At 66.6% G+C, this 24,711-nt stretch carries 26 protein-coding genes; 8 read left to right on the top strand and 18 right to left on the bottom strand.

Annotated elements, in window-relative coordinates; genetic code table 11:
- Window positions 1–136: 136 nt before the first annotated feature.
- Window positions 137–1,561: a gamma-aminobutyraldehyde dehydrogenase gene (locus IB273_RS00415; RefSeq protein ID WP_192222937.1), complete on the top strand. Its 1,425-nt coding sequence runs from the start codon at window positions 137–139 to the stop codon at window positions 1,559–1,561.
- Between the two features lie 250 nt (window positions 1,562–1,811).
- Here IB273_RS00415 and IB273_RS00410 read toward each other — a convergent pair whose 3' ends face one another.
- The 6 genes from IB273_RS00410 to IB273_RS00385 form a co-directional block, all read right to left on the bottom strand.
- The gene (locus tag IB273_RS00410) at window positions 1,812–2,516 is read right to left on the bottom strand and encodes a type 1 glutamine amidotransferase (RefSeq protein WP_192222936.1); all 705 of its coding nucleotides are present in this window, start codon (window positions 2,514–2,516) and stop codon (window positions 1,812–1,814) included.
- A 228-nt stretch (window positions 2,517–2,744) separates the two neighbouring features.
- On the bottom strand, window positions 2,745–3,083 hold the full coding sequence (locus IB273_RS00405; RefSeq protein ID WP_045208619.1) for a ribonuclease E inhibitor RraB: 339 nt from the start codon (window positions 3,081–3,083) through the stop codon (window positions 2,745–2,747).
- 281 nt (window positions 3,084–3,364) lie between these two features.
- The gene (locus tag IB273_RS00400; RefSeq protein ID WP_192222935.1) at window positions 3,365–4,048 is read right to left on the bottom strand and encodes a hypothetical protein; all 684 of its coding nucleotides are present in this window, start codon (window positions 4,046–4,048) and stop codon (window positions 3,365–3,367) included.
- 154 nt (window positions 4,049–4,202) lie between these two features.
- Window positions 4,203–4,961 (bottom strand): SDR family oxidoreductase, encoded by a 759-nt coding sequence (locus IB273_RS00395; RefSeq protein ID WP_192222934.1) that lies wholly within the window; start codon window positions 4,959–4,961, stop codon window positions 4,203–4,205.
- The gene (locus IB273_RS00390) at window positions 4,958–5,935 is read right to left on the bottom strand and encodes an alpha/beta hydrolase (RefSeq protein WP_192222933.1); all 978 of its coding nucleotides are present in this window, start codon (window positions 5,933–5,935) and stop codon (window positions 4,958–4,960) included. Before IB273_RS00390 ends, IB273_RS00395 begins: the two co-directional genes overlap by 4 nt.
- Window positions 5,919–7,394 (bottom strand): flavin-containing monooxygenase, encoded by a 1,476-nt coding sequence (locus IB273_RS00385; protein ID WP_192222932.1) that lies wholly within the window; start codon window positions 7,392–7,394, stop codon window positions 5,919–5,921. The genes IB273_RS00390 and IB273_RS00385 overlap by 17 nt, the downstream gene beginning before the upstream one ends.
- A 146-nt stretch (window positions 7,395–7,540) precedes the next feature.
- Between IB273_RS00385 and IB273_RS00380 the strand changes: the two genes are divergently transcribed.
- Window positions 7,541–8,557 (top strand): AraC family transcriptional regulator, encoded by a 1,017-nt coding sequence (locus tag IB273_RS00380; RefSeq protein ID WP_192222931.1) that lies wholly within the window; start codon window positions 7,541–7,543, stop codon window positions 8,555–8,557.
- 19 nt (window positions 8,558–8,576) lie between these two features.
- On the opposite strand, the gene IB273_RS00375 is transcribed toward IB273_RS00380, so the two are convergent.
- The 3 genes from IB273_RS00375 to speE all read right to left on the bottom strand — a co-directional run bounded on the left by IB273_RS00375 (window position 8,577) and on the right by speE (window position 12,890).
- On the bottom strand, window positions 8,577–9,362 hold the full coding sequence (locus IB273_RS00375) for a sulfite exporter TauE/SafE family protein (protein ID WP_081520618.1): 786 nt from the start codon (window positions 9,360–9,362) through the stop codon (window positions 8,577–8,579).
- Between the two features lie 266 nt (window positions 9,363–9,628).
- On the bottom strand, window positions 9,629–11,707 hold the full coding sequence (locus IB273_RS00370; RefSeq protein WP_192222930.1) for an LTA synthase family protein: 2,079 nt from the start codon (window positions 11,705–11,707) through the stop codon (window positions 9,629–9,631).
- 322 nt (window positions 11,708–12,029) lie between these two features.
- Window positions 12,030–12,890, bottom strand: a complete 861-nt coding sequence (speE, locus tag IB273_RS00365; protein ID WP_081520620.1) for a polyamine aminopropyltransferase — start codon at window positions 12,888–12,890, stop codon at window positions 12,030–12,032.
- A gap of 194 nt (window positions 12,891–13,084) precedes the next feature.
- Between speE and IB273_RS00360 the strand changes: the two genes are divergently transcribed.
- Both IB273_RS00360 and IB273_RS00355 read left to right on the top strand, forming a co-directional pair.
- Window positions 13,085–13,990, top strand: coding sequence for a DNA-3-methyladenine glycosylase family protein (locus IB273_RS00360; RefSeq protein WP_192222929.1), 906 nt, complete (start codon window positions 13,085–13,087; stop codon window positions 13,988–13,990).
- A 2-nt stretch (window positions 13,991–13,992) separates the two neighbouring features.
- Window positions 13,993–14,469, top strand: coding sequence for a methylated-DNA--[protein]-cysteine S-methyltransferase (locus IB273_RS00355; protein ID WP_081520622.1), 477 nt, complete (start codon window positions 13,993–13,995; stop codon window positions 14,467–14,469).
- 26 nt (window positions 14,470–14,495) lie between these two features.
- Here the strand turns inward: IB273_RS00355 and IB273_RS00350 are convergent, their stop codons facing one another.
- On the bottom strand, window positions 14,496–15,029 hold the full coding sequence (locus IB273_RS00350) for a methylated-DNA--[protein]-cysteine S-methyltransferase (protein WP_192222928.1): 534 nt from the start codon (window positions 15,027–15,029) through the stop codon (window positions 14,496–14,498).
- A 24-nt stretch (window positions 15,030–15,053) separates the two neighbouring features.
- Entirely contained in the window at window positions 15,054–15,632 is a 579-nt protein-coding gene (locus tag IB273_RS00345) for a helix-turn-helix domain-containing protein (RefSeq protein WP_081520624.1), read from the bottom strand.
- 67 nt (window positions 15,633–15,699) lie between these two features.
- Between IB273_RS00345 and IB273_RS00340 the strand changes: the two genes are divergently transcribed.
- Entirely contained in the window at window positions 15,700–16,227 is a 528-nt protein-coding gene (locus tag IB273_RS00340; RefSeq protein WP_192222927.1) for a dihydrofolate reductase family protein, read from the top strand.
- A gap of 53 nt (window positions 16,228–16,280) precedes the next feature.
- Here the strand turns inward: IB273_RS00340 and IB273_RS00335 are convergent, their stop codons facing one another.
- The 6 genes from IB273_RS00335 to aroC form a co-directional block, all read right to left on the bottom strand.
- Window positions 16,281–16,472: a PLDc N-terminal domain-containing protein gene (locus IB273_RS00335; RefSeq protein ID WP_045208647.1), complete on the bottom strand. Its 192-nt coding sequence runs from the start codon at window positions 16,470–16,472 to the stop codon at window positions 16,281–16,283.
- An 83-nt stretch (window positions 16,473–16,555) separates the two neighbouring features.
- A complete protein-coding gene (gene mtnC / locus IB273_RS00330; protein ID WP_192222926.1) occupies window positions 16,556–17,239 on the bottom strand; it encodes an acireductone synthase in 684 nt (227 codons plus the stop codon).
- A 166-nt stretch (window positions 17,240–17,405) separates the two neighbouring features.
- Window positions 17,406–17,951, bottom strand: a complete 546-nt coding sequence (locus IB273_RS00325; RefSeq protein WP_024765430.1) for a 1,2-dihydroxy-3-keto-5-methylthiopentene dioxygenase — start codon at window positions 17,949–17,951, stop codon at window positions 17,406–17,408.
- A gap of 47 nt (window positions 17,952–17,998) precedes the next feature.
- Window positions 17,999–18,625, bottom strand: a complete 627-nt coding sequence (locus tag IB273_RS00320) for a methylthioribulose 1-phosphate dehydratase (RefSeq protein WP_151186524.1) — start codon at window positions 18,623–18,625, stop codon at window positions 17,999–18,001.
- The gene (locus IB273_RS00315) at window positions 18,609–19,769 is read right to left on the bottom strand and encodes an MFS transporter (RefSeq protein WP_192222925.1); all 1,161 of its coding nucleotides are present in this window, start codon (window positions 19,767–19,769) and stop codon (window positions 18,609–18,611) included. The genes IB273_RS00320 and IB273_RS00315 overlap by 17 nt, the downstream gene beginning before the upstream one ends.
- 55 nt (window positions 19,770–19,824) lie before the next feature.
- Window positions 19,825–20,916: a chorismate synthase gene (gene aroC / locus IB273_RS00310; RefSeq protein ID WP_081520629.1), complete on the bottom strand. Its 1,092-nt coding sequence runs from the start codon at window positions 20,914–20,916 to the stop codon at window positions 19,825–19,827.
- A 123-nt stretch (window positions 20,917–21,039) separates the two neighbouring features.
- Between aroC and IB273_RS00305 the strand changes: the two genes are divergently transcribed.
- Window positions 21,040–22,059 carry an alpha/beta hydrolase gene (locus tag IB273_RS00305; protein ID WP_192222924.1) on the top strand — a complete coding sequence of 340 codons (1,020 nt, stop codon included), beginning with the start codon at window positions 21,040–21,042 and terminating at the stop codon, window positions 22,057–22,059.
- 49 nt (window positions 22,060–22,108) lie between these two features.
- Window positions 22,109–22,888, top strand: a complete 780-nt coding sequence (locus tag IB273_RS00300; protein WP_151186521.1) for a hypothetical protein — start codon at window positions 22,109–22,111, stop codon at window positions 22,886–22,888.
- Between the two features lie 70 nt (window positions 22,889–22,958).
- On the opposite strand, the gene prmB is transcribed toward IB273_RS00300, so the two are convergent.
- Window positions 22,959–23,873: a 50S ribosomal protein L3 N(5)-glutamine methyltransferase gene (gene prmB / locus IB273_RS00295; RefSeq protein WP_139791696.1), complete on the bottom strand. Its 915-nt coding sequence runs from the start codon at window positions 23,871–23,873 to the stop codon at window positions 22,959–22,961.
- 180 nt (window positions 23,874–24,053) lie between these two features.
- Here prmB and IB273_RS00290 point away from each other — a divergent pair, with 180 nt between their 5' ends.
- Entirely contained in the window at window positions 24,054–24,650 is a 597-nt protein-coding gene (locus tag IB273_RS00290) for a cysteine hydrolase family protein (protein ID WP_081520633.1), read from the top strand.
- The last annotated feature ends 61 nt before the right edge of the window (window positions 24,651–24,711 follow it).

The raw sequence follows: 24,711 nt of genomic DNA, 5'->3' as shown, positions 1-24,711 counted from the left end.
TAGCCCTCCCCCTGAAGGGAGAGGGGACCGGATCGGCGCCGGCTGAAACCGTAGTGTCAGCCGACACGGACAGCTCCCTCTCCCTTCAGGGAGAGGGTTGGGGAGAGGGAAACCCACTGAAGAAAAGGAGCCTCCGATGCAAACCAAACTCCTGATCAACGGCCAGTTCGTCGCCGGCGAAGGCGCCCCGCTGGATATTCTCAACCCCGCCACCGGCACCGTGATCGGCCAGATCGCCGAGGCCAGCGAGGCGCAGGTGGACAGCGCCGTGCGCGCCGCCGACGCAGCATTCGACGGCTGGTCGCAGACTGCGCCGAAAGACCGCGCCATGCTCCTGCTGCGCCTGGCCGACCGCATCGAGGAACACGCCGAGGAACTGGCCCGGCTGGAATCCGACAACTGCGGCAAGCCCTACGCCGCCGCGCTGAACGACGAAATCCCGGCCATCGCCGACGTGTTCCGCTTCTTTGCCGGCGCCTGCCGTGTGCTGCCCGGCTCCGCCGCTGGCGAATACCTCCCCGGTTTCACTTCGATGATCCGCCGCGACCCGGTGGGCGTGGTCGCCTCCATCGCGCCTTGGAACTACCCGCTGATGATGGCCGCGTGGAAGCTCGGCCCGGCCCTGGCCGCCGGCAACTGCGTGGTGCTCAAGCCTTCCGAGCAGACGCCGCTGACTGCCCTGCGGGTGGCCGAATTCATCGCCGAGCTGTTCCCCGCTGGCGTGGTCAACCTGGTGTTCGGCCGCGGCCCGAGCGTGGGCGCGCCCCTGGTGAGCCACGATCTGGTGCGCATGGTTTCGCTGACCGGCTCGGTGGGCACTGGCAAGGCCATCATCCGCAGCGCCGCCGACAGCGTGAAGCGCCTGCACATGGAGCTGGGCGGCAAGGCGCCGGTGATCGTCTTCGACGACGCCGACCTGGAAGACGTGATCGCCGGCATCCGCACCTTCGGCTTCTACAACGCCGGGCAGGATTGCACCGCCGCGTGCCGCATCTACGCCGGCAAGAAGGTCTATGACAACTTCGTCGCCGACCTCGCCAGCGCGGTGTCGAGCCTGAAGACGGGTCTGCAGAACGACCCTGACACCGAACTCGGCCCGCTGATCACCGCGGCCCAGCGCGACCGCGTCGCCGGCTTCGTCGAGCGCGCCAAGGCCAGCCCGCACATTCAGATCGCCACGGGTGGCAAGGTTGTCAGCGGCAATGGCTTCTTCTACGAACCAACGGTGGTGGCCAACGCCCAGCAGGACGACGAGATCGTCCGCCGCGAAGTGTTCGGCCCGGTGGTTTCGGTGACCCCGTTCAGCGACGCCGACGAGGCGGTGCGCTGGGCGAACGACTCCGACTATGGGCTGGCCTCGTCGGTGTGGACGAAGGATGTCGGCCGCGCCTCACGGGTGGCGGCGCGGCTGCAGTACGGCTGCACCTGGGTGAACACCCACTTCATGTTGTGCAGCGAGATGCCCCACGGCGGCTTCAAGCAGTCCGGCTACGGCAAGGACCTGTCCATGTACGGCCTGGAGGACTACACCGTGGCGCGGCACATCATGTTCAAGCATTGAGTCGGTGGAGGAGCGGATTACCGGTAAGAACGGTTGCGCTCTTCTGGTCAGTCCGTGCTTGCGCTCCCCCCTCACCCCAGCCCTCTCCCTCAGGGAGAGGGGGCAGTCCGTGCCGGCTGACACCAAGGCTTCATCCTGCACCGAACGGTCCCCTCTCCCGCGTGCGGGAGAGGGTTAGGGTGAGGGGCTCTTGATCTCGTAGGAGCGGACTCCGTCCGCGATGGCTCGCCGCCGTACCGAAACAGCAGGATCAGGCCAACCCGGCCAGCTTCAGCCAATGCTGGTAGAAACCCTCTGCCACGCGGTTCATCGCCGCGACCTTCTGCGGCAGGTCGGCCAGCATCGCCTCCGCGCACTCCTGGCTCGGCTGGCTGGGGTCCTGGTATTCCGGGAAGCCATTGACCCAGCCGCTCACCAGTTCCTCGGTCATCTCCGGGTGGCCCTGCAGGCCAAGGATGCGCTCGCCGAAGCTGAAGCCCTGGTTCTCGCACCAGGGGCTGGAGAGCAGGCGGGTGGCACCGTTGGGAATGTCGAAGGTATCGCCATGCCACTGGTAGATCGGGAATTCCTCGGGCAGGTGCGCCAGCCACGGGCTCTGCCCTTCCTGACGGCGCATCGGCTGCCAGCCCATCTCGGTGTAAGGCAGGCGGTGGATATCGGCGCCCAGCGCCTTGGCCAGCAGCTGGCCGCCCAGGCAGTGGCCGATCATCGGCACGTCGCGCTCGATGAAACGGCGGATCGCGGCGATCTCGTCGCGCAGCCATTGCAGGTCGTCGTTCACGCTCATGGGCCCACCCATGATGGCGACGGCTTTCGGCCGCTCCAGGTCGTAGCCATCCAGCTCGCCCAGATCGACACGGCGCACGTCGAACGGCAGTTGCAGTCGGTCGAGCAGCGCGCCCAGGTGGCCGGGCGGGCAGAAATCGACGTGGGTCAGGATCAGGATATCGGTCATGGTCACCTCCGCGCGGCAGTCTGCCGCATCGGTGGCGGTGAGGAAACCCGGCGTGTCCGCAAGCGCGTCCTTGCACGGCTGCCGTCCTGGCGCCGTTCCCCGGACGAAGAAAGGCGCGCCGTCACAGCTGGCGACGGCGCGCATTTTCATTCTTACGGGTAAAGAGCACAGGTGAAAAACGCGGGTAGAAGATCGGCCGTCGCAAGACGGCTCAACGACGTGTTGCGATCAACGCAGGGAGGTGACCTCCTGGGTCACGCCCCATCCATCGAGCGTACCGCCCAGTGGCACCACGACTTCCTCAAGGTCGTGTTCGAAATCGCCGATGGCGGCATGGGTGGCGAACATCACCTTGCTGATCTGCAGGTTCCAGCCGCCGTCATCGCGCGCTTCGACCTGGGTTCTCAGCGACTCGCCGCGAAACTGCCGGGCAGCTTTACGGGCGTTCTGTTCATCGGAAAAGATGGCGAAAAAATCGATGGGATGAATACGAGCGAAATCGAAGCCACCTTCCTTCATCCGGCGCAACACGTTGACGCTGATATCCTCCGAGAGGGGCTTTTCCATGGTACGCACCTCCTGTCGAGACGTTCAGAGTGTATTCCCCGCCAACGAACACGCCCTGCGCGGGCGCATTCCGGGCACTTCAGTGTGCCGCCGGGAAACGTCAAATGACGCAACGTCCCCCGAAATGGTGGCCAACTCCGCCGAACGCGCCGAGCGGCGCAGCGGAAATCTCCCGGCCACATTGCTCAGCGTAGCGTCTGGCGGCGCGCCCTGCCGCTACTTTGACACCAAGGCCCGTTCGGCGGCGACAGGCGGCAGCCCGATGGCGCCATCCAGGATGGCTACCCCCCCAGCGCCAGGCAGATGCCAGTCATGGCCACACCCAGCGCGGTGAAACCAACGGCGCCCTGCCACGGCCGGCCGCCAGCCCAGCGCGCCAGCAGCCAGCCCAGGCCGAACATCAGCAGCAAACCCGTGATCTGCGCCAGGCGCAGCGCCAACAGGTCGTCACGGATAACCAGCAGCGGCAGGATAATCGGCAAGGTCGCGAGGAAGGTATGCCCGGCCAGGATCAGCCACGCCAGCCAATGCTCGCGTCCCAGGCTCGGCGCTTCCCCGGTACCGAGCAATGATTTCAGGAAGTTGCCGCGCAGGCGCTGGACGTCGCTGCTCTGCAGGTGATCCACCATCAGGTCCGGGAGGAATTCCCGCAGGCCTTCGCGGAAGCTCTTCTCGTCCGCCGACCGGCGCAGGGCGCGCAGGCCGGCGTGGCGATGCTCACGGTCCACGCGCATGCCAACCAGGGTCATCAGGGCGTCGACCATGCCCCACGCCAGGTTGCAGCCCAGCGCCGCCAGCACCAGTTGCTGTCGTCCTGCGCCATCGGCGGCGGTGGGAATGACCGAGATGATGGTCAGCGCCATGATCACCCCGAAGGCGACCTCGCTGAGCCGGTCGAACGGATCGGTCAGGTCGCTCCAAGCCTTGCTCCAGGCGGCTTTCCAGGAAAGTCGCGATTGCTCCACGAATCAGGCTCCTTCACTGCGTTGCCGCACCGGCCAGAAGGCGCCGGGGCGGATTTCCAGTACGCAGTCTAATGGGAGCGCCCGACAGTGACGTTGATCGCAGCCGTTCTCCAGGAGAATCTCGAAGCGGACCGTGAACGCCCGCGCGCTGCGCTCAGCGACTGAGCCAGGCCATCACCCAGCGGTTGATCGCCGGCGGCGAGAGCTGGCCGGACCAGTACATGGCGCGGAACATCGCGCCGATGGGCCGGTGCACACCGCCGCTCTGGGCCTGCCGCCACGCGGCCTGGGCGATGTCCTCGGCCACCAGGGTGACGCCCAGGCGGCGCAGCACTGGCGGCTCGAAGGTCTGGCTGGCGACCATTGGCGTGCGCACGAAGGGCGGCATCAGGTCGGCGACGCGGATGCCCAGCTCCCGCCACTCCAGCTCCAACGCCTCGGTCAGCCCGCGCACGGCGAACTTCGACGCCGAGTAGCTGGCCATCTGCGGCACGCCATAGAGCCCGGAAGCCGAGCCCATGTTCAGCACCTGCGCGCCCGGCGTGCGCTTGAGGTAAGGCAGCGCGGCATAGCAGCAATTGAGCACGCCCTGAACGTTGATGGCGATGATGCGGTTGTGCTCGGCGAGGCTGATGTCCTCGAAGCGCCCGAAACGCAGGATGCCCGCGCAGTTGAACAGCAGGCGCAGGTGCCCGTTGTGGGCTTCGGCGAACTCGCGCACCGCCGCCGATACCGCCTCGGCATCGGTGACATCCAGCGCCCGCTGCCAGGCGCCGTCCAGCTCGGCTGCCAGCGCCGCCAGTGGCTCGGGATTGAGGTCGATCAGGCCGACGCGCCAGCCGCGCTGGTGGAACAGTTTGGCGGTGGCGGCGCCGATGCCAGAGGCGGCCCCGCTGATCAGGATGGTGTTCATCGCTGCATTCCTTGCATTGAGGTGGGTTGCGGGTGCCCGGCCCGCAAATGGCTGGCGAGAAAATTGGCGACGTCCTGCAAGGCGCGATCGGCCACGTCCAGCAGGCCGGCGTGGGCCTGGAACACGTGCCAGCAACCGGGAAACCGCTGCAGCTGCACGGTATTGCCATAGCGCCGCGCAGCATCGACGAAGCGCAGGCTGTCGTTGCGCAGCACCTCGTCCTCGCCGACCTGGATCAGTAGCGGCGGCAGGCCGCCCAGATCAGCGTGCAGCGGCGACAGCCGGGCGTCCGCGCGGGGCACGCCCGGCGGGCAGAACATGCCCATGGCACTGTCCATCCAGGCGCGGGTGATCAGCGGGTCGCCCGCGGCTGGCGCGTGCAGGTGTTCATTGGAGAGATCGGTGACCGGCGAGAAGGTCACCAGCGCACCGGGCATCGGCAAGCCCTGCGCCTTGGCTTCCAGCGCCAGCTGCAGGGTCAGGTGACCGCCGGCGGAATCCCCGGCCACCGCGATGGCGGGCGCAGGGATGCCCTTGTCCAGCAGAGCGCGGTAAGCCGCCACGGCATCTTCACGCTGAGCGGGGAAGCGATGCTCGGGCGCCAGGCGGTAGTCGATCACCCAGACCTCGGCCTTGCAGCGCCGCGCCAGGTTGGCGGTGATCGCCCGGTGCGTGGCCGGTGAGCCGATCAGATAGGCACCGCCGTGCAGGTAGAGGATCACCCTGCCCTCGCCGACACCTTCCGGCCGCCAGACTTCGGCGGGAACGCCGCCCAGCGTCGTCTGCTCCCGGTGCACGCCGCGCGGCGTCAGCGTGGCGGCCGTCAGCCCACGCAGCAAAGCGCGCTGCGCCTTCACCGGCAACTGCGGGCCCATCAGCCCGCGGAACAGCAGGTTGAGCGCGCCACGCAGGGCGGCCGTCAGCAGCTTCTGGCGGGTCGACAGCGGCACTTGCGGTTCAACGGATGCAGTCATAGTCGGCGAACTCCGGCTGACGGGTCTGTTGGCGATAGCGGAAGGTGAAGCCCGGCCAGTTCACGGTATTGCGCCCGCTGGCGGTCTTGTACCAGCTGCTGCAACCGCGCTCCCAGATGGTGTGCCGCAGGTCGTGCTGCAACTGGCGGTTGAAGCCCTGCTGCGCCTGCGGCTTGAGGTCCAGGTACTTCAGGCCCTCGCGCTGGATTCGCTGCAGGCAGCCGAGCACATAGGGGAACTGGCTCTCCAGCATGTAGATGATGGAGTTGTGCCCCAGGTTGGTGTTCGGCCCGTAGAGGATGAAGAAGTTGGGGAAGCCGCTGACACTGATGCCCTTGTAGGCCTCGGCACCGTCACTCCAGGCCTGGTTCAGTTCGCGCCCGGCGAGGCCGGTGATTTGCATCGGCGCGAGGAACTCGGTGGCGGCGAAACCGGTGCCGTAGATGATCGTGTCCACCGGATGCCGCACGCCGTCGCGGGTGACGATGGCGTCCTCGGTGACTTCGCGGATGCCGGTATCCACCAGCTTCACGTTGCTGCGCGCCAGCGCCGGGTAGTAGTCGTTGCTGATCAGGATACGCTTGCAGCCCATGGGGTAATCGGGCTCCAGCCGCGCGCGCAGTTGCGGATCGCTGATGCTCTTGCGCATGTGCAGGTGGAAACTGATCCGCATGATTTTCATCATCGGCGGGAATACGGTGAAGGCCAGCGCGCGGGCCTCATGCTGGATGTACTTCAGGCCCCGGTCCAGACGCTGCAGCCAGGGCAGGCGCGACTTGATGCGACGCTCCCAGTCGGCGTAGGGGCGGTCCGGCTTGGGAATCACGTAGGCGGCGCTGCGCTGGAACAGCAGCAGCTCGGCCACCTTCGGAGCAATCTGCGGGACGAACTGGATAGCGCTGGCGCCGGTGCCGACTACCGCGACGCGCTTGCCCTCCAGCGGCGCGCCGTGGTCCCACTGCGCGGAGTGGAACGCCTTGCCCTGGAAGCGTTCGATGCCCGGCAGCTTCGGGATCAGCGGGCGGCTCAGCTGGCCGAGGGCGCAGACCAGCGACTGGGCGCGCAGCTCCTCGCCGTCGGCGCAGGTCACCCGCCACTCGCCGGCCGCTTCGTCGAAGCTCGCCTCGCGCACTTCGCAGTTGAAACGGATGCGCTCACGCAGGCGGTACTTGTCCGCGCAGTGCCGCGCGTAGTCGAGGATTTCCGCCTGGGGCGCGAACTTGCGCGACCAATCGGCCTTGGGTTCGAAGGAGAAGGAGTACAGATGCGAAGGCACGTCGCAGGCGGCGCCCGGATAGACGTTCTCGCGCCAGCAGCCACCGACGTCGGCAGCCTTCTCGAGGATCAGGAAGTCCTGGATGCCCGCTTGCTGCAGGCGGATCGCCAGGCCCAGGCCGGCAAAGCCGGCACCGATGATCAGCACGCGCGGGGCGGCCGATCGACGGGATGATGTTGTCATTGTTGTGCTCCCGGTTTCGAAGTCCGCACAACGGCGGATGACACCATCCTAGTGCGACTTCCTACCGCAGGTTATGGCATAGTCGGACATAAAATTGTGACTTTCGGTCACCCCTGATTTTCGGTCATTTGAAAGCCGAGGTTCCGATGCCTGCCACTCCAGCCTGGTCGCCGCGGCGCAGCGCCATCAGCGTGCAGCTCATGACGCAGTTCGGCCTCGACCACGGCATGACCCTGGAACAGTGCCTGGATGGCACGGGCCTGGACATCGGCGTGCTCGCCGACCCGGGCGCCGAGGTGGAAGCCAGCCAGGAACTGGAGCTGCTGCGCAACATCAACCGGCAGATCGGCCAGCGCCCCGGTATCGGCCTCAAGGCTGGCCTGCGTTATCACCTCAACACCTATGGCATCTGGGGCTTCGCCCTGCTCAGCAGCTCGACCTTCCTCAGCGCGGCGCACCTGGGCCTGCGCTACCTCGACCTGACCTACGCCTTCCACCGCATGACGCTGGAGGAGCACGACGGCGAGGCGCACCTGGTGCTGGACGACTCAGCGGTGCCGGAAGACCTGCGCGACTTCCTCATCGACCGCGACGGCGGCGGCGTGCTGCGTATCCAGCGCGATCTCACCAACCAGCCGCCGCCAATCCGCCAGGCGCTGTTCCGCCGCGAGGCGCCGGCCGACCTGCAACCGTACATCGATGAACTGGGCGTGACGCCGCTCTTTGGCCAGGCGGAGAACCGCATCGTCTTCGACAGCCGCATCCTCGACATGCCGCTGCCGGGCGCCAACCCAGAGGTGGCGCGCCGCTGCGAGGAGCAGTGCCGCGCCCTGCTCGCCCGGCGCCAGGTGCGCACCGGGCTGTCCGGACAGATCCGTGATCGACTGCTGGGTACGCCGGGGCGGCTACCGGACATGGAGCAACTGGCAGATGAGTTGCACATGACGTCGCGCACGCTGCGCCGCCGGCTGGAAACCGAAGGCAGCAGCTATCGCACCTTGCTGGACGAGGTACGCCAGGCGCTGGCCGAGGAGTTGCTGGCCACCGGGGCGATTCGTCTGGAGGAGATTGCCGAGCGGCTCGGCTATGGCGAGGTGTCGAACTTCATTCACGCCTTCCGCCGCTGGAAAGGCGTGACGCCGGGGCGTTTCCGTCGCGGCTGAGCGCTCGGGAAGCTGGCGCTTAGAAGACCAGCTTGTAGCCGATCATCGCCAGCATCACGGCCAGGCACGGCCGCAGGATGCCGTCCGGAATGCGTCCGGCCAGGTGGCTGCCGACGTAGATGCCCGGCAACGAGCCGATCAGCAGGTAGCCCAGCAGGCCCCAGTCCATGTTGCCCATGCTGGCGTGGCCGAGGCCGGCGACCAGGGTGAGCGGTACCGCGTGGGCGATCTCGGTGCCCACCAGGCGGCGGGTGGCGAGGAACGGATAGAGGATGAACAGTGCCACGGTGCCCAATGCGCCGGCGCCGATGGAGGTCAGCGCGACCATCGCGCCGAGGATGGCGCCGGTGATCACGGTCAGGGTGTTCAGCTTCGAGCCACTGAAGTGGAAACTGTCGCCGGCATGGCGCTGGGCGAAGGCCAGCACCTGCTTCTTGAACAGCACTGCCAGCGCAGTGAGCAGCAGCACGACGCCCAGGGCGTTCTTGATCACGGCGTTCATGGCCGCGGTATCGGTGTGCAGGCTGTGCAGGAACAGCAGCGTCAGCGCCGCCGCCGGAACGCTGCCCAAGGCCAGCCAGCCGGTGATGCGCCAGTCGATGTTGTCGTTCTTGCGGTGAACCAGGACGCCGCCGGACTTGGTAATGGCGGCATAGAGCAGGTCAGTGCCCACGGCGGCAGCGGGGTTGATACCGAACCAGAGGAGAATCGGCGTCATCAGCGAACCGCCGCCGACACCGGTCATTCCAACGATAAAGCCAACGACAAGACCCGCGATTACGAAACCGATATTGCCAACATCCATCTACGCGTCCTGACTGGCGAAACTGATCACCTCGTGGTGTGGGCGGCAGGATAACGGCTTTTCTTATAATCCATTAGATCGATGTGGTCTTACTTTATAACTGCTTTTTACCGTTAATCGGGTTGCTTATTTCCTATCCGCAGCGCCTGGCATAAGCCTTCTAGGAGCGCGCCACACGCGCGATCGCGGGCATTGTCCGCGCCTACAGGATGCTCCGTCAGTGAATGAAAAAGGGGCCCGAAGGCCCCTTTTCACTCAGCGCTCGATCACTTCACGTCAGGCTTGCCGTCCACCACGCCAGCGGTGTTGTCCAGCAGGCTCTTGGTCGCGGTCTGGATGAAGGACTCCAGGCGCACGCGCAGGCTCTCCTGGTCGGACGCGCCGTCCACACGCTTCACGCCGAAGTCGCTGCCCAGCTTGTAGTCGTAGACGCGGATATCGCCTTCCTTCGGACGGATGAGGATGCGGTTACCGGAAATCACGGCGACCACCTGCTCGCTGCCCGACGGCTTGATGACGCCGATGCCCTTGTCGCCAGCCGGCAGGTTCAGCAGGTCGCGGCCCCAGCACTGGTGACGCACTTCACCGCCCAGGCGGCCCATGATGGTCGGCACGATGTCGATCTGGGTGCCGACGGTATCGCGGGTCGCGCCGAACTTCTCCTGGATGCCCGGGGCAACCAGCAGCAGCGGCACGTTGAAGCGGAACAGGTCCATCTCGGTCAACTGCTCGGGACTGCCGAAACCATGGTCGCCGACGACCACGAACAGGGTGTCCTTGTAGTACGGCGATTTCTTCGCCTTCTCGAAGAACTGCCCCAGCGCCCAGTCGGAATAACGCATGGCGGTCAGGTGCTCGTCGAGGCTGCCGTTACCGGTCACGCGCTCCACCGGCAGGTCCTTGGGCAGTGCGTAGGGCACGTGGTTGGACAGGGTCTGCAGCAGGGCATAGAACGGTTTGCCGGTGGCTTCGAGCTTGTCCAGCTCCTCGTTGCCGCGAGCGAACATGTCCTGGTCGGACACACCCCAGGTCGGGTCGGAGAACACCGGATTGACGAAGTCGTTGCGGCCGATGAACGAGGTCATGCCCTGGTTGGCGAAGAAGCCGGACTGGTTGTCCCAGGCGAAGTCGCCGTTGTAGACGTAGACGTCCTCGAACTTGCGCGCCGACAGCAGCTGCGGCAGGCCGGAGAACTTGTGGCCACCCTCGGGCGTCTGCATCAGGTATTCGAAGCCCGGCAGGTTGGGGAAGCACGCCATGGTGGCGAACATGCCCTGGTGGGTGTGGGTGCCGTTGGAGAAGTACTGGGTGAACAGCAGCCCTTCCTTGCTCATCTTGTCGAAGTACGGCGTGATGTTGCCCTTGCCGCCCAGCGCACCGACATAGTGGCCGGCGAAGCTTTCCATCAGGATCACCACGACGTTCTTGATCGGCAGGGTGCCGTCGGCCGGCGGGGTGTAGTCGCGGCGCACGGCGGCATCGTCGGCGTCGACCAGCTTGTCGTCCGGCATCACCAGCATCTGGCGCACCACATCGCGTGCCTGGTCCACCGGCAGGGTGGCTTTCCAGATGTTGTCGCGGTCTTCGGACAGGAAGCGGCTCTCGGCAGCCTTGATCAGGCTGAGGGTGCCGTTCAGGCCCAGCTGGTTGGCGAACATCGAATCGGTGGTGAAGGCATCGCCCCAGCGCAGCGGCGGGCCCTGGCGCAGGGTGCCGCGAGCGGCCACCACGCACAGCACGATCACCACCAGCATCACGGCCACGCGGATGTACCAGACGGCGGCGGACGGACCGGAAGCATCCGGACGGGTGGCGCGGTCGATGCCGCGGAACAGCAGGTACAGGATCCAGGTGGCAAAGGCCCAGGCCAGCAGATAGCGAACCACCGGGTAGCCGTACCAGATCATGCTCATGACCGTCTTCGGGTCTTCGGACATGTACTGGAACACCAGGCTGTTCAGGCGCTGGTGGAACTCGCGGTAGAAGTCCATCTCCAGCACGCCGAGGAACAGCGTGATGCTCGCGGCGATGGTCAGCCAGGTCTCCCACAGCCAACGCCAGCCCATGGCGCGCACGCTGGCGATGGCGAACACCAGCGGGGCGACGATGTAGACCACCGCGCGGATGTCGAAGCGCATGCCGGTGATGAAGGCCTCGACGAAAGTGGACGCCGGGGTGCTGCCGATCAGCTCGCGGTTGTAGACGAGCAGTGCCACGCGCAGCAGGGAGAACATCACCATCAGCGCAACGACGCTGAGCGCGGTGAACGCCAGGTGGCTGGACAGGGTCGGCCGCGTGAGGCTCGCACCGGTCTGGCGGTTGGTCAGGACTTCTGATTGGCCCATTTCTTGGTTCCGTTGTGAACGTTCAGGGTTCGAAGGAGCGTCGCCATGGCCGGACAGACGGGCTGCCCGCGCGAGCGCGAAAGGCTGCGGCATTACACCGCAAAAGCAGCGGCGTCGCATTCTATTGTGCGCGCCTTAAGCGGACATTAAGCCTGGCCGTGCATTCGTTTCGGGATGATGCAAGCGTGAACCGGCGCAGGTGGGACCGCCTGACGGCGGGGATAGTGCCGGCCGGCATGTGAAGAAAATGTCCCGAAGGACGGGCAATCCGGGGCATTGCGCCCCTGCCCACCACGCGCGGGGCGTGGCGGGCAGCGCTGGATCAGTCGTTGGCCGGCTTGCCGATGGCCTGCAGCACGTACTGCGGCAGGGCGAAGGCGCCCTGGTGGATGGCCGGGTTGTAGTAGCGGGTCTGAATGCCGCTTGCAGCGAAACGCTGGGCCAGGGTGGCAACGTCAACCTTGCGCAGCGCCGGGTTGGTCGAGCCCCAGGCGAAGGTCATCGAGCCGCCGATGTAGGTCGGCACGGCCGCCTGGTAGAAGTGCCAGTCGGTGAACAGGCCGTTCATGCGCCCAGCGGTGTTGCGCACGGTGTCCAGCTGCATGAACGGCGTGCCGTTCTGGGTCACCAGTACACCGCCTTCGTTCAGGCAGCGGTGGCAGGCCTGGTAGAAGTTCTCCGAGAACAGCACTTCGCCCGGACCGATCGGGTCGGTGGAGTCGGAGATGATGACGTCGAACTTCTCCGTGGTGGTGGCGACGAAGCGCATGCCATCGTCGATCACCAGGTTCAGGCGCGCATCGTCGAAGGCGCCCTGGGAATGGTTGGGCAGGAACTCCTTGCACATGTCGACCACGGTACCGTCGATCTCGACCATGGTGATGTGCTCGACGCTGGCGTGCTTGGACACCTCACGCAGCATGCCGCCGTCGCCGCCGCCGATGATCAGCACGCGCTTGGCCGCGCCATGGGCGAGGATCGGCACATGGGTGAGCATCTCGTGGTAGATGAACTCGTCGGCCTCGGTAGTCTGGATCACGCCGTCCAGCGCCATCACCCGGCCCATGCGGGCATTCTCGAAGATCACCAGGTGCTGGTGCTCGGTGCGCACCTCGTGGAGCATCCTGTCGACGCTGAAACGCTGGCCATAGCCGTCGTAGAGGGTTTCCTGGTAATCGTGCATGCAGTGGGCTCCCGTCGGGACAAGACACTAGGAGGGGACGGCCGGGCCGCCCCGAAAGAGGCGCGCATTCTACGTGCCGGAAGATGACAGGTCGAACCCTGCTGTCGGCGCCTTCCATATAAACAGCCTGAGCGCGACAGTTTGAAAGTCAGGCGCGGGAGGACAGCCCGCCGCGCAACAGGTAAGGTCGCCGCATGAACAACACAGCCACCGACTCCCGCACCATCCGCCTGCCCTACCGGGCCCCCTGGGACTGGCAGCAGTTCCACGAGCACTTCGCCCTGCGCAGCCTGGCCGGAGTCGAATGCCTGTCGCCCCGGCGTTACGCCCGCAGCGTCCGGCTGGGCGCGGACAGCGGCTGGTTCAGCGTTACGCCGCTGGATGACTGCGCCGAGCTGGAACTGGAGCTGCACCTGCCGCCCCGTCACGCCGAGGCGCTGACGGCGCGGGTGCGCAAGATGTTCGACCTGGACAGCGATCCCGCGCCTATCGCCGGGCACCTGGGCGAAGATGCCGTCCTCGGCCCGCTCCTGCTGCAAGCCCCCGGCCTGCGCCTGCCCACCGCGTTCGACCCGTTCGAGCAGGCTGTGCGCGCCATCGTCGGCCAGCAGGTCACGGTAAAAGCGGCGGTGACCATCGTCGGGCGGCTGGTGCAGCGTCTGGGCGAGACGTTGCCAGGAGAAGCCGAAGGCCAGCCAACCCGCCTTTTCCCCACGCCCGAAGCCCTGGCCGAAGCCGACCTCGCCGGTATCGGCATGCCCGGCAAACGTGTGGAAACCTTGCAGCGTTTCTCTGCCGCCTGCGCCAGCGGCGCGCTGGCGCTGCACGTGGACGACGGCGCCGATGACCTGGTGAAACGCCTCTGCGCCCTCCCCGGCATCGGCCCATGGACCGCGGAGTACGTCGCCCTGCGGGCCTTCGGCGACCCGGATGCCTTCCCCGCCGCCGACCTGGGCCTGCTCAAATCGCCCGTCTGGGGCGCCGAAGGCATCACCGCCCGCGAACTGCAACGCCGCGCCGAAGCCTGGCGGCCATGGCGCGCCTACGCCGCCGTCTATCTGTGGCACGCCTATTCCCAGGCCGGCCGCACCGGAGGATGACCATGCACTACCGCTACCACGACAGCCCCACCGGCCGCCTGCTGCTGGCCGGCGACGAAGGCGGCCTGCGGATGCTCTACATGGACCTGGAGACCCGCCACTATCCCGAGCCTGACTGGCAACAGGGCAGTCCTTTGCTGGACGAGGTTGCGCGACAGCTGGACGAGTACTTCGCCGGCAAGCGCCAGCGCTTCGATGTGCGCCTCAATACTGGCGGCACCGAGTTCCAGCGCCAGGTCTGGCAGGCGCTGCTGGAAATCCCCTACGGCTACACCACCGTCTATGCAGAACTCGCACGGCGCATCGGCCGGCCCAGGGCAATTCGGGCGGTGGGCGCAGCTAACGGCGCCAATCCCATCAGTATCATCGTCCCCTGCCACCGGGTGATCGGCAGCAACGGCAGCCTCACCGGCTACGCCGGCGGCCTGCCGCGCAAGGAACTGTTGCTACGCCTGGAAGGCGCGCTGGAGTCGGCTTAGCTGCAGTCGGCTCAGGAGAATCCTGCCTAGAAATCGAAGGCGGTCTGCGCTGCCTGCGGGTCCTCGAAACCTTCCAGCGCCAGCATGCGCATCTTCGAGGTACTTCCGCCCGGCGCGGAGAAGCCGCCGGTCTTGCCGCCACTGGCGAGCACACGGTGACAGGGAATGATCAGCGGGATCGGGTTGCTGCCCATCGCCTGCCCTACCGCACGGGACAAGCCAACATCGCCCAGTCGCCGGGCGATCTCGCCGTAGGTCGTGGTTTCACCGCGCCCCAGCTGGAGAATGTCGTCGTAGACCCGGCGGTGAAAATCGCTCACCGCGGAAAGGTCCAGTGGCAGATTGCCGAAGGACACTGCCTCGCCCCGCGCATACCCCAGGATCAGCTGGCGCGCCTCGTCGATGAACGCCGGCCAGTGGGCAGTTTCGCTGCCGAGCTTGTCGAAGCGCTCGCGCACGCTGTGCACGGAGTCACCCGGCAGATAGGCGCGCGTGATCCCCTGCGGGCTCCAGGCGAGCCCGAACCAGCCGAGGTCTGTTTCGATCAGGCAGTAATGCATCGAACGAGTCTCTATCCCTGCGCCCTATCCCGCAACCCTTTCCGCCTTCAGCACGACGTCGCACCAGCGCCGCAGCTCTGCGCCGATGGCGCCGGCCGGATCGCCCTGGCGCTCGAAGGCCCACCACAGCTGCGCGCCCTGCCATTGGCTGGCCATCAGCCGGCCGAGTATCGGCTGCCGCTGCGGATCATCGCTCAAGCGCCGCCCCAATGCCTTGGCCAACGTGGCGCCCCACTGCGCACCGCGCTCTCGCAACAGCGGATCGCGCATGTCTTCCCTCAGGATCAGCAAGCCTTCGGCGTAATCCGTCTCGCCCTCACCCACCGGGAACATCGCCACGAGCATCTGCACGGCGCCTTCCGGGCTCAGTTCGGCGCTCTCGTCCAGGCGCGCGGTCTGCTCATCAAGTTGGTCCCAAGCGCGCAGCAGCACGGCGCGAAGGAACTCGGCCTTGGTTGCGTGTCGCTGCACCAGCGTCGCGGCGGACAGCCCGACCTCGCAGCCCACGGCGGCGAAGGTCACCGCCTCCGGCCCTTTGCGCACCATCAGCGCCATGGCGGCGTCGAGTATCGCTTCGTCACTCACCGTCTTGGTTCGAGCCATGCCATCCTCTTTTATAAATGAACATTCATTTATATATTGGCACCAAGCTTACCCAGGGAGACCCCACATGGCCAGTATTCTCGGCTACATCGCCAGCAGCCTCGACGGCTTCATCGCCACCCCGGAACACGGTCTGGACTGGCTGTTCAAGCATGATCAGCTACAGCTGGGCGAACATGACTACGGCCTGTTCCTCCAGCGCATTCGCACCGTCGTCATGGGCCGTGCGACCTACGACTTCCTCGCCGCCGATCCCGGTCCCTGGCCCTACGGCGAACAGCGTGTGCTGGTGGTGACTTCTCGCCCCATCGACGACCCGAAGGGCCCGCTGGAAATCCGCAGCGATGTCGACGCGCTGGTCGCGGAGCTGCGAGCGCTGGAGGATGGCGACGTGTGGATGCTCGGCGGCGGCCAGTTGCAAATGGCCTTCCTCGAGCGCGGGGCGCTGGATGAGCTGGAGGTGTACGTGATGCCGGAGATCATCGGCGGCGGCTTCCCGCTGTTCCCCGCCACCGGCCTGCGGGTATCACCGACGCTGCTGTCGGCCAAGGTCATCGAGCCAGGCTGCGTGCGGATGCATTATCGGTTTGGCTGAGGAGCACCCTGCAGGAGCGCCCATGGGGCGCCCTGCAGGGAGCGGTACGGCAACTAGATCTTCACATTCCCCCGCGGCCCCGCTACCGCCCAGATAATCAGGCCCAGTACCGGCAGGATGACGATCACCAGGATCCAGATGATCTTCATCGACATCTCGGCGTTGCTCTTCACCACGTTGATGATCGCCCAGATATCCAGGGCAAAGATGATCAGGCTGATCAGGCCACTCAGGGTCGAACCCATATAGAAGATCCCTCTATGCGATTGTCGGCCTGATCAGCATAGCCGTCCGCGCCGCAACGGCACGGGCGTGGCCAACGGAGGGCTCAGACCCGCGCCGGGTCGATCACCGCAAAGCTGGCCACGGTGTCGTGGCCATCCAGCACGCCGCCCTCGCGGGCCAGGCCGATGGTCTGCAGGCCGGCCTGCTGTGCGGCATCCAGCTCCTGGACCACGTCGGAAAGGAAGAGGATTTCCTCGCCCGGCAGGCCGATGGCAGCGGCGATGCGCTGGTAGGAATCAGCCTCGCGTTTGGGCCCGCTGGTGGTGTCGAAGTAGCCGGAGAACAGCGGCGACAGGTCGCCGGCCTCGGAGCAGCCGAAGATCAGCTTCTGCGCCTGGATCGAGCCGGAGGAATAGACGTACAGCTGGTAACCCTCGGCGTGCCAGTGACGCAGCGCGTCGACGGCGTCCGGGTAGACGTGACCCTTGAGCTGGCCGGCACGGTAGCCCTGCTCCCAGACCATGCCCTGCAACGCTTTGAGCGGCGTGGCCTTGCGGTCTTCGGCGATCCAGCCGAGGAGGATGTCGATGCAGCGTTCGGTGTCGGCGTTCGCCTCGCCGCTGTCGGCACGTACGGCGGCCAGTTGCTCGGCCACGGCAGGCTCGGCGGCATGCTCGCGCACGTAGTCCGGCAGATGCGCGGCGGCATAGGGGAAGAGCACGTCGAAGACGAAGCTGACGGCGCTGGTGGTGCCTTCGATGTCAGTGAGGATGGCTTTGATGGGCATGAAAACTCCAGCTGCCCGCCCCTGGCACAGGCGGGGGGATATGGCGGTAAGAGCGAGCTTGCTCGCGAACAGATGCAGCAGCGCGGTGCGTTCGCGAGCAAGGACTAGGCGTCCCCCTCGGTCCTACGAAAAGCAAGGAACGCCCGGCAACGCCGGGGCGAAAGAATCAGTCTTCCAGCAACGGAAAGCGCTTGGCGATCTCGTCGCCGGTGAACTTCGCGACCCAGCCCTCGGCGTTGTTGAACAGGCGGATGGCGACGAAGTGCGGACGCTCGCCCATGTCGAACCAGTGGCGGGTGCCGGCAGGCACCGAGATCAGGTCGTTCTTCTCGCACTGCACGGCGTACACGTGATCCTCGATGTGCAGGGTGAACAGCCCGCGACCAGCGACGAAGAAACGCACCTCGTCCTCACCGTGGCGGTGCTCGTCGAGGAACTTGGCGCGCAGCTCGTCCTTCTGCGGATGGTCGGCGGTGAGGCTGACCACGTCGACGGTGACGTAACCCTCCTCCTCCTGCAGGCGGCGAATCTCGTGCTGGTAGGCGGCGATCACTTCTTCCTGGCTGGCGCCGGGGACGATGGGGGCGTTGGCCGCCCAACGCTGGAAGCGCACGCCCAGCTCGCCCAGGGTGGAGGCGATGTCCTCGGCGTGGGTCAGCAGCTTCAGTGGCTGCTCGGGGTTGGATTCGTGGTAGACGGTCAGGCTGCTCATGGTCGTTATCCTTCTGGGCTGTTTCCGCAAAAGCGGGCCGGATTCGCTCAGCGCGTGCCGCCGCGAAGGCTCAAGACTTTCAATTCGCATTCGAAGAGGAATTCGAAGGCTTCGATCTGGCGCAGGGCATCGGCCATGCGTGGGCCCCAAGTGTACAGGCCGTGGCCGCGGATCAGGTAACCGGGGCAATCCGGATGCGCATCGAGCCAGGGCTGCACCTGGGCGGCCAGTCGGGCGATGTCCTGGTCGTTGTCGAAGATCGGCACGGTCACGCGGCCTTCGTGGGTGGTGACGCCGCTGAAGGCCTTCTGCAGCTCGTAGTCCTCCAGCTCCAGGCGGTCGCCGGCGGTCAGTCGCGACAGCACGGTAGCGTTGACCGAATGGGTGTGCAGCACCGCACCGATCTCCGCGCGCCAGGCGTAGAGCTGGGTGTGCAGCAGGGTTTCCGCCGAAGGCTTCTTGCCCGGCTCCAGGCTGTTGCCGGATAGATCCGTTTCCAGCACGTCGTCCTCGCCAAGCTGGCCCTTGTGCTTGCCCGAGACGGTGAGCAGCGCGCGGTCGGCCGCCAGGCGCGCCGAGTAGTTGCTGCTGGTGGCCGGCGACCAGCCACGGCCATAGAGGAAGCGGCCGGCGTCGATGATCTGCCGGGTCAGCTGTTCACGGGTGTCGTTCATGCGGGTCCTCGTTCAGACGGGTCCAGATGATGAAGGCGGCGGCCAGCGCGGCGATGCTGGCGATGGAAAAGGTCCAGGCCGGGCCAAGGCTACCCCAGCTGTAGCCGGAGTAAAGCGCGCCGAGCGCGCCACCGGTCCCCGCCAGTGCGGCGTAGAGCGCCTGGCCCTGGCCCTGCTGGCGCGCCTGGAAGCTGCGCTGGACGAAGTGGATAGCGGCGGCGTGGAAACTGCCGAAGGTCGCCGCGTGCAGCAACTGGGCGAACAGCAACACCAGCAGGTGCCCGGCCAGCGTACCCAGCAGCAGCCAGCGCAAGGACGCCAGCAGGAAGCTCGCCACCAGCACCTGGCGCAGGGAGAAGCGCTTGAGCAGGCGCGGCATGACCAGGAACAGCAGCACCTCGGCCACCACGCCCAGCGCCCAGAGCTGGCCGATCAGCCCACGGGCATAGCCGAGCGCTTCCAGGTGCAGGGTCAGGAAGGTGTAGTACGGGCCGTGGGACAGCTGCATCAGGCACACGCAGAGGTAGAACGCGAGCACGCCGGGCTTGAGCAGTTGCTGACGGAAGCCACCGGCGCTGGCTTCGTCCTGCCGCGCCGGCGGCTGGGCGTTCGGCACCCACCAGCTGGCGCCGACGATGCCGAGCATGATCGCCAGCAACGCCAGCGGATAGGCGTCCAGGCTGGCGAACTCGAACAGCCAGCCGAGGCCGACCACAGTGCAGATAAAGCCGATGGAGCCCCACAGGCGAATACGGCTGTAGCTCTCGGTGCGCCCACTCAGGTGCGCCAGGGTGATCACTTCGAACTGCGGCAGCACCGCGTGCCAGAAGAACGCGTGCCCGGCCATGATCAGCGCGAGCCAGGCATAGCTGTGGCCGAGGAATATGCCGGCGAAGCACAGCGCCGTACACACCGCGCCGAAGCGCACGATGGCCAGCCGCTGGCCGCTGCGGTCGCCCAGCCAGCCCCACAGGTTCGGCGCCACGCAGCGCATCAGCATGGGGATGGCGACCAGCTCGCCGATGCGCGCGCTGGAGAAGCCCAGGTGATGGAAATACAGCGCGAGGAACGGCGCCGTCCCGCCCAGCAGGCAGAAGTAGAAGAAGTAGAAACTGGACAGCCGCCAGTAAGGGACCTGCATCATCGGCGGCGCGACGAACCTTCCGCGAATCGGGTGATTCGCGGAAGGTTCTGGTCGATCAGAGCTGACCGAGGACCGGAGTGCCGACCTTCACGTCGGCATTCTGCGCGCGATGGCGCAGCAGGTGGTCGAGCAGCACGATGGCCATCATCGCCTCGGCGATGGGGGTCGCGCGGATGCCCACGCACGGGTCGTGGCGGCCCTTGGTGATCACGTCCACCGGGTTGCCGTTCACGTCGATGGAACGGCCGGGGGTGGTGATGCTGGAGGTCGGCTTGAGCGCCAGGTGGGCGACGATCGGCTGGCCGGAGGAGATGCCGCCGAGGATGCCGCCGGCATTGTTCGACAGGAAGCCTTCCGGGGTCAGCTCGTCGCGGTGCTCGGTGCCGCGCTGGGCGACGCTGGCGAAGCCGGCGCCGATTTCCACGCCCTTCACCGCGTTGATGCTCATCAGCGCGTGGGCCAGTTCGGCATCCAGGCGGTCGAAGATCGGCTCGCCCAGGCCTGGCGGCACGCCTTCGGCGACCACGGTGATCTTCGCGCCGACCGAGTCCTGGTCACGGCGCAGCTGGTCCATGTAGGCCTCCAGCTCCGGCACCTTGTCCGGGTCGGGGCTGAAGAAGGCGTTCTCTTCGACGCTGTCCCAGGTCTTGAAGGGGATTTCGATCGGGCCGAGCTGGCTCATGTAGCCGCGCACGCTGATGCCCATGCCTGCCAGCACCTTCTTGGCGATGGCGCCGGCCGCTACGCGCATGGCGGTCTCGCGCGCCGAGGAGCGGCCGCCACCACGGTAGTCACGCACACCGTACTTGTGGTGGTAGGTGTAATCGGCGTGGGCCGGGCGGAACAGGTCCTTGATCGCCGAGTAGTCCTTGGACTTCTGGTCGGTGTTGCGGATCAGCAGGCCGATCGGGGTGCCGGTGGTCTTGCCCTCGAACACGCCAGAGAGGATTTCCACCTCGTCGGCTTCCTGGCGCTGGGTGGTGTGGCGGCTGGTGCCGGGCTTGCGGCGGTCCAGGTCGCGCTGCAGGTCTTCCAGGGAAATCTCCAGGCCGGGCGGGCAGCCGTCGACGATGGCGACCAGCGCCGGGCCGTGGCTTTCGCCAGCGGTGGTGACGGTGAACAGCTTGCCGTAGGTGTTGCCGGACATGCGAGGCTCCGCGAAAAGACTAGGATTCGAAAAGGCCGAGCAGTATACCTGCGTCAATCCGCCCTGCGAACCTTCGCGGCCCGTGAGGATCAAAGCGCCATCAGCCCCATCCTGAAGTCATCGATGCGCCGTCTCGCCCTGTTCTGCTTCCTGCTCATTTCCTCCTTCGCCCAGGCAGCCCCCACCAGCATCCTGCAACGCCCCTATGACCTGGACACAGGTCACGGCGTGCTGCGCGGCACGATGCTGCTGCCACAGACTGACACTCCACCGCCGGTGGCCCTGCTGATCGCCGGCTCCGGCCCCACCGACCGCGACGGCAACAACCCCGAGGGAGGGCAGAACGCCTACCTGCGCAAGCTGGCCGAGGCACTGGCGGAGAACGGCATCGCCAGCGTGCGCTACGACAAGCGCGGCGTGGCCCGCAGCCTGCCCGCAGCGCCGCGCGAGGAAGAGCTCAGCGTCGAGGCCTACGTCGGCGACGTGGTGGCCTGGAGCGACAAGTTGGCCCACGACCCGCGCTTCGGCCGGCAGGTGCTCATCGGCCACAGCGAAGGCGCGCTGATCGCCAGCCTCGCCGCACCGCAAACCCATGCCGAGGCGCTGGTTTCCCTGGCCGGCAGCGCCCGCCCGATCGGCGATGTGCTGCGCGAACAGTTGCAGGGCCGCCTCCCCCCGCCCCTGCTGGCGCAAGCCGACCAGCTGATCGACAGGCTGCAGGCCGGGCAGTTGCAGCCCAGGGTGCCGGAGCCGCTGAAAGTGCTGTTCCGCCCCAGCGTGCAGCCGTACCTGATCTCGCTGTTCCGCCAGGACCCGGCCCGCGCCTTCGCCACGCTCAAGCTGCCCACCCTGATCCTGCAGGGCACCAACGATATCCAGGTCGGCGTCGAGGATGCCCAGGCACTCAAGCGCGCCAAGCCCGACAGCGACTTCCACCTGATCTCGGGGATGAACCACATCCTGCGCATCGTTCCGACCAGCGGTCCGCAACAGCTCGCCTCCTACAACAACCCCAACCTGCCGCTGGCCCGCGAGCTGGTACAGCACGTCACGACTTTCATCCGGCAGGCGCAGAACCTGCCCGGTGGCACGCTGGCGGAATCTGGAGCGAACGTCTCAAGAAATCCGCCGGTGCGTCGATAAACCACGGGAGAGCCCTGGTCACGCACACCAGGCCCCGAGGTAGATCCCCATGACTGAAGCCGAACAGACCGCCGTCGCCGCCGACGAGGCCGCCGCCCGCCCGCACCCGTGGGCCGAGCTGGCGCCGGAACACTATCGCCTGCTGCGCCTGGCGCCGCTGCCCACCGACCGCAGCACCGGTGCGCGCCCGCTGCGCTTCGTCCAGCTCGGCCGGGTGGAACGCCACAACGCCGAGCAGAGCCTGCTGCGCCTGACCGTTCAGGTGCCCGGCCAGGTGCTGCGCAAGGAAGTGAACCTGCTGGAGGTCTGGGCGGACCACCGCAACAAGGAAGTGCGCTTTGGCGCCGATTCAGGCTTTGCCACCGATCCGCTGAACCGCGGCCTCGGGCGCTTCCTGCTGGCCCAGGGGGTGGCCTGGGCGAAAAAGAAGTGGTCACACTACCGCGTCGAGGGCGGCGCGCTGGCGATGAAGGACACGCCCAACGAAGAGGCCCGGCAGCGCCGCGACCACTTCCTGCGCGCCCAGGGCTTCGACGTGATCTACGAAGACTCGCGGTTGCTGAAGGCGCGTTACAGCGTCGGCCGGGTCAGCGAGCTGTATGACGACTGGCACAAGGAGAAGGTGCAGATACTGCCGCTGCTGGAGGCCGGTTCCATGCTGGAACAGGCCGACCAGAACCTCGCCACCCAGTCCAACGAAATCCGCCGGCTGGAACAGCGCATCGAGACCTTCCGCCGCGACGACACCAGCCTGCGCTTCACCATTGCCTGCCTGACGGTGTTCGCCGTGTTCCAGGCCGGTCTGCTGATCTGGATCGCCACGCACTGAGGCGTGGCGATTCCCTGTAGGAGCGCCCCATGGGCGCGATCACGGGCATGGCCCGCTCCTACAGGTTCATTCAGGCTTTGATCCGCGACCTGAACAGCTCCTGATGCTCGCGGCACTGCTGCGCCGAAAGCAGGAACACGCCGTGGCCGCCGTACTCGAAGTCCAGCCAGGTGAAGTCCACTTCAGGGTAGAGGGCCGCCACGTGCACCTGGCTGTTGCCCACTTCCACCACCAGCGTGCCGCGTTCGGTCAGGTGGTCCCCGGCCTCGGCCAGCATGCGCCGCACCAGGTCCAGCCCGTCGTTGCCGCAGGCCAGGCCCAGCTCGGGCTCGTGGTGGTATTCGGCCGGCATGTCGGCGAAGTCTTCGGCGTCGACATAGGGCGGGTTCGACACGATCAGGTCGAAACGCTGGCCCGGCAGGCCTTCGAAACCATCACCCTGCACGGTATAGACGCGCTCGCCGAGCTCGTGGCGCTCGATGTTGATGTTGGCCACTTCCAGGGCATCGAACGACAGGTCGCCCAGCACCACCTCGGAGTCCGGGAAGGCGCTGGCACAGGCGATCCCGATGCAGCCCGAACCCGTGCAAAGGTCGAGGATTCTCGCCGGGTCGGCCGCCAGCCAGGGCTCGAAGCGGCGTTCGATCAGCTCGGCGATGGGCGAGCGCGGCACGAGTACGCGCTCGTCCACCACGAAAGGCATGCCGCAGAACCAGGCTTCGCCCAGCAGGTAGGCGGTCGGCACACGCTCCTCGATGCGCCGGCGCAGCAGGTGCATCAGGTAGTCGCGCTCCTCGTCCTCGAGGCGGCAGTCCAGGTAGGCATCGGCCATTTCCCAGGGCAGGTGCAGCGCGCCCAGCACCAGCTGGCGGGCTTCGTCCCAGGCGTTGTCGGTACCGTGGCCAAAGAACAGTTCCTCGGCGTGGAAGCGGCTGACGGCCCAGCGGATGTGGTCACGCAGGGTCAGCAAACGGGATTCGGTCACGGCAGCAGTCCTCGCAGCTCGCAAAAAGGGGCGCATTCTAGCGGAACGCGGGGGCTCTGGGGCGCCTCCGGGCGGTTCCTGAGAAGAATGCCAATACCACTTTGGCGCGAGTTCGCAAAGATTCACAGCGGACGCGTTACGGCCCACAATGAGTGAACATGCATTTACAGGAGTCCAGACATGTCCCATCCGCTCAGCATGCTGCAGATCAGTGGGCGCGGATATCCGCCGGCCACCCTGCGCCAGAGCACTCTGTTGATCATCGACGCCCAGGAGGAATACCGCAGCGGCGTGCTCGCCCTGCCTGACCTGGACGCGGCGGTGGCGCAGATTCGCCTGCTGCTGGAGACGGCCCGGAACATGGGCACTCCTATCGTCCATGTGCATCACCTGGGTGTGGTCGGTGGCCTGCTCGACCCGCAGGGCCCGCGCGGCCGCTTCCTGCCGGAGCTGGCTCCACTGCCTGGCGAGGTGGTGGTGGACAAGCGCCTGCCCAACGCCTTCGCCGGCACCGACCTGCATGACCGCCTGCAGGCCAGCGGCCGCCTGGACCTGATCGTCTGCGGGTTCATGACCCACTCCAGCATCAGCACCACCGTCCGCGCTGCCAAGGACTACGGTTACCGCTGCACCCTGGTGGACGCGGCCTGCGCCACCCGCGACATCCCCACCCCCGAAGGTGGCGTGCTCGCCGCCCGCGACCTGCACCGCGCGGAAATCGCTGCCCTGGGCGACAACTTCGCCGCCGTGGTCGCACAGGCCCAGGCGCTGGTCTGAAGCCACTCGTCCCGACGGGCGGCAGCGACAAGCGCCCGGGGTTAGGCTCAGCTTAGGCGCG

It is taken from the genome of Pseudomonas sp. PDM19 (assembly GCF_014852215.1).
Taxonomy (GTDB): domain Bacteria; phylum Pseudomonadota; class Gammaproteobacteria; order Pseudomonadales; family Pseudomonadaceae; genus Pseudomonas.
This window is presented reverse-complemented; position numbering and strand designations above follow the sequence as displayed.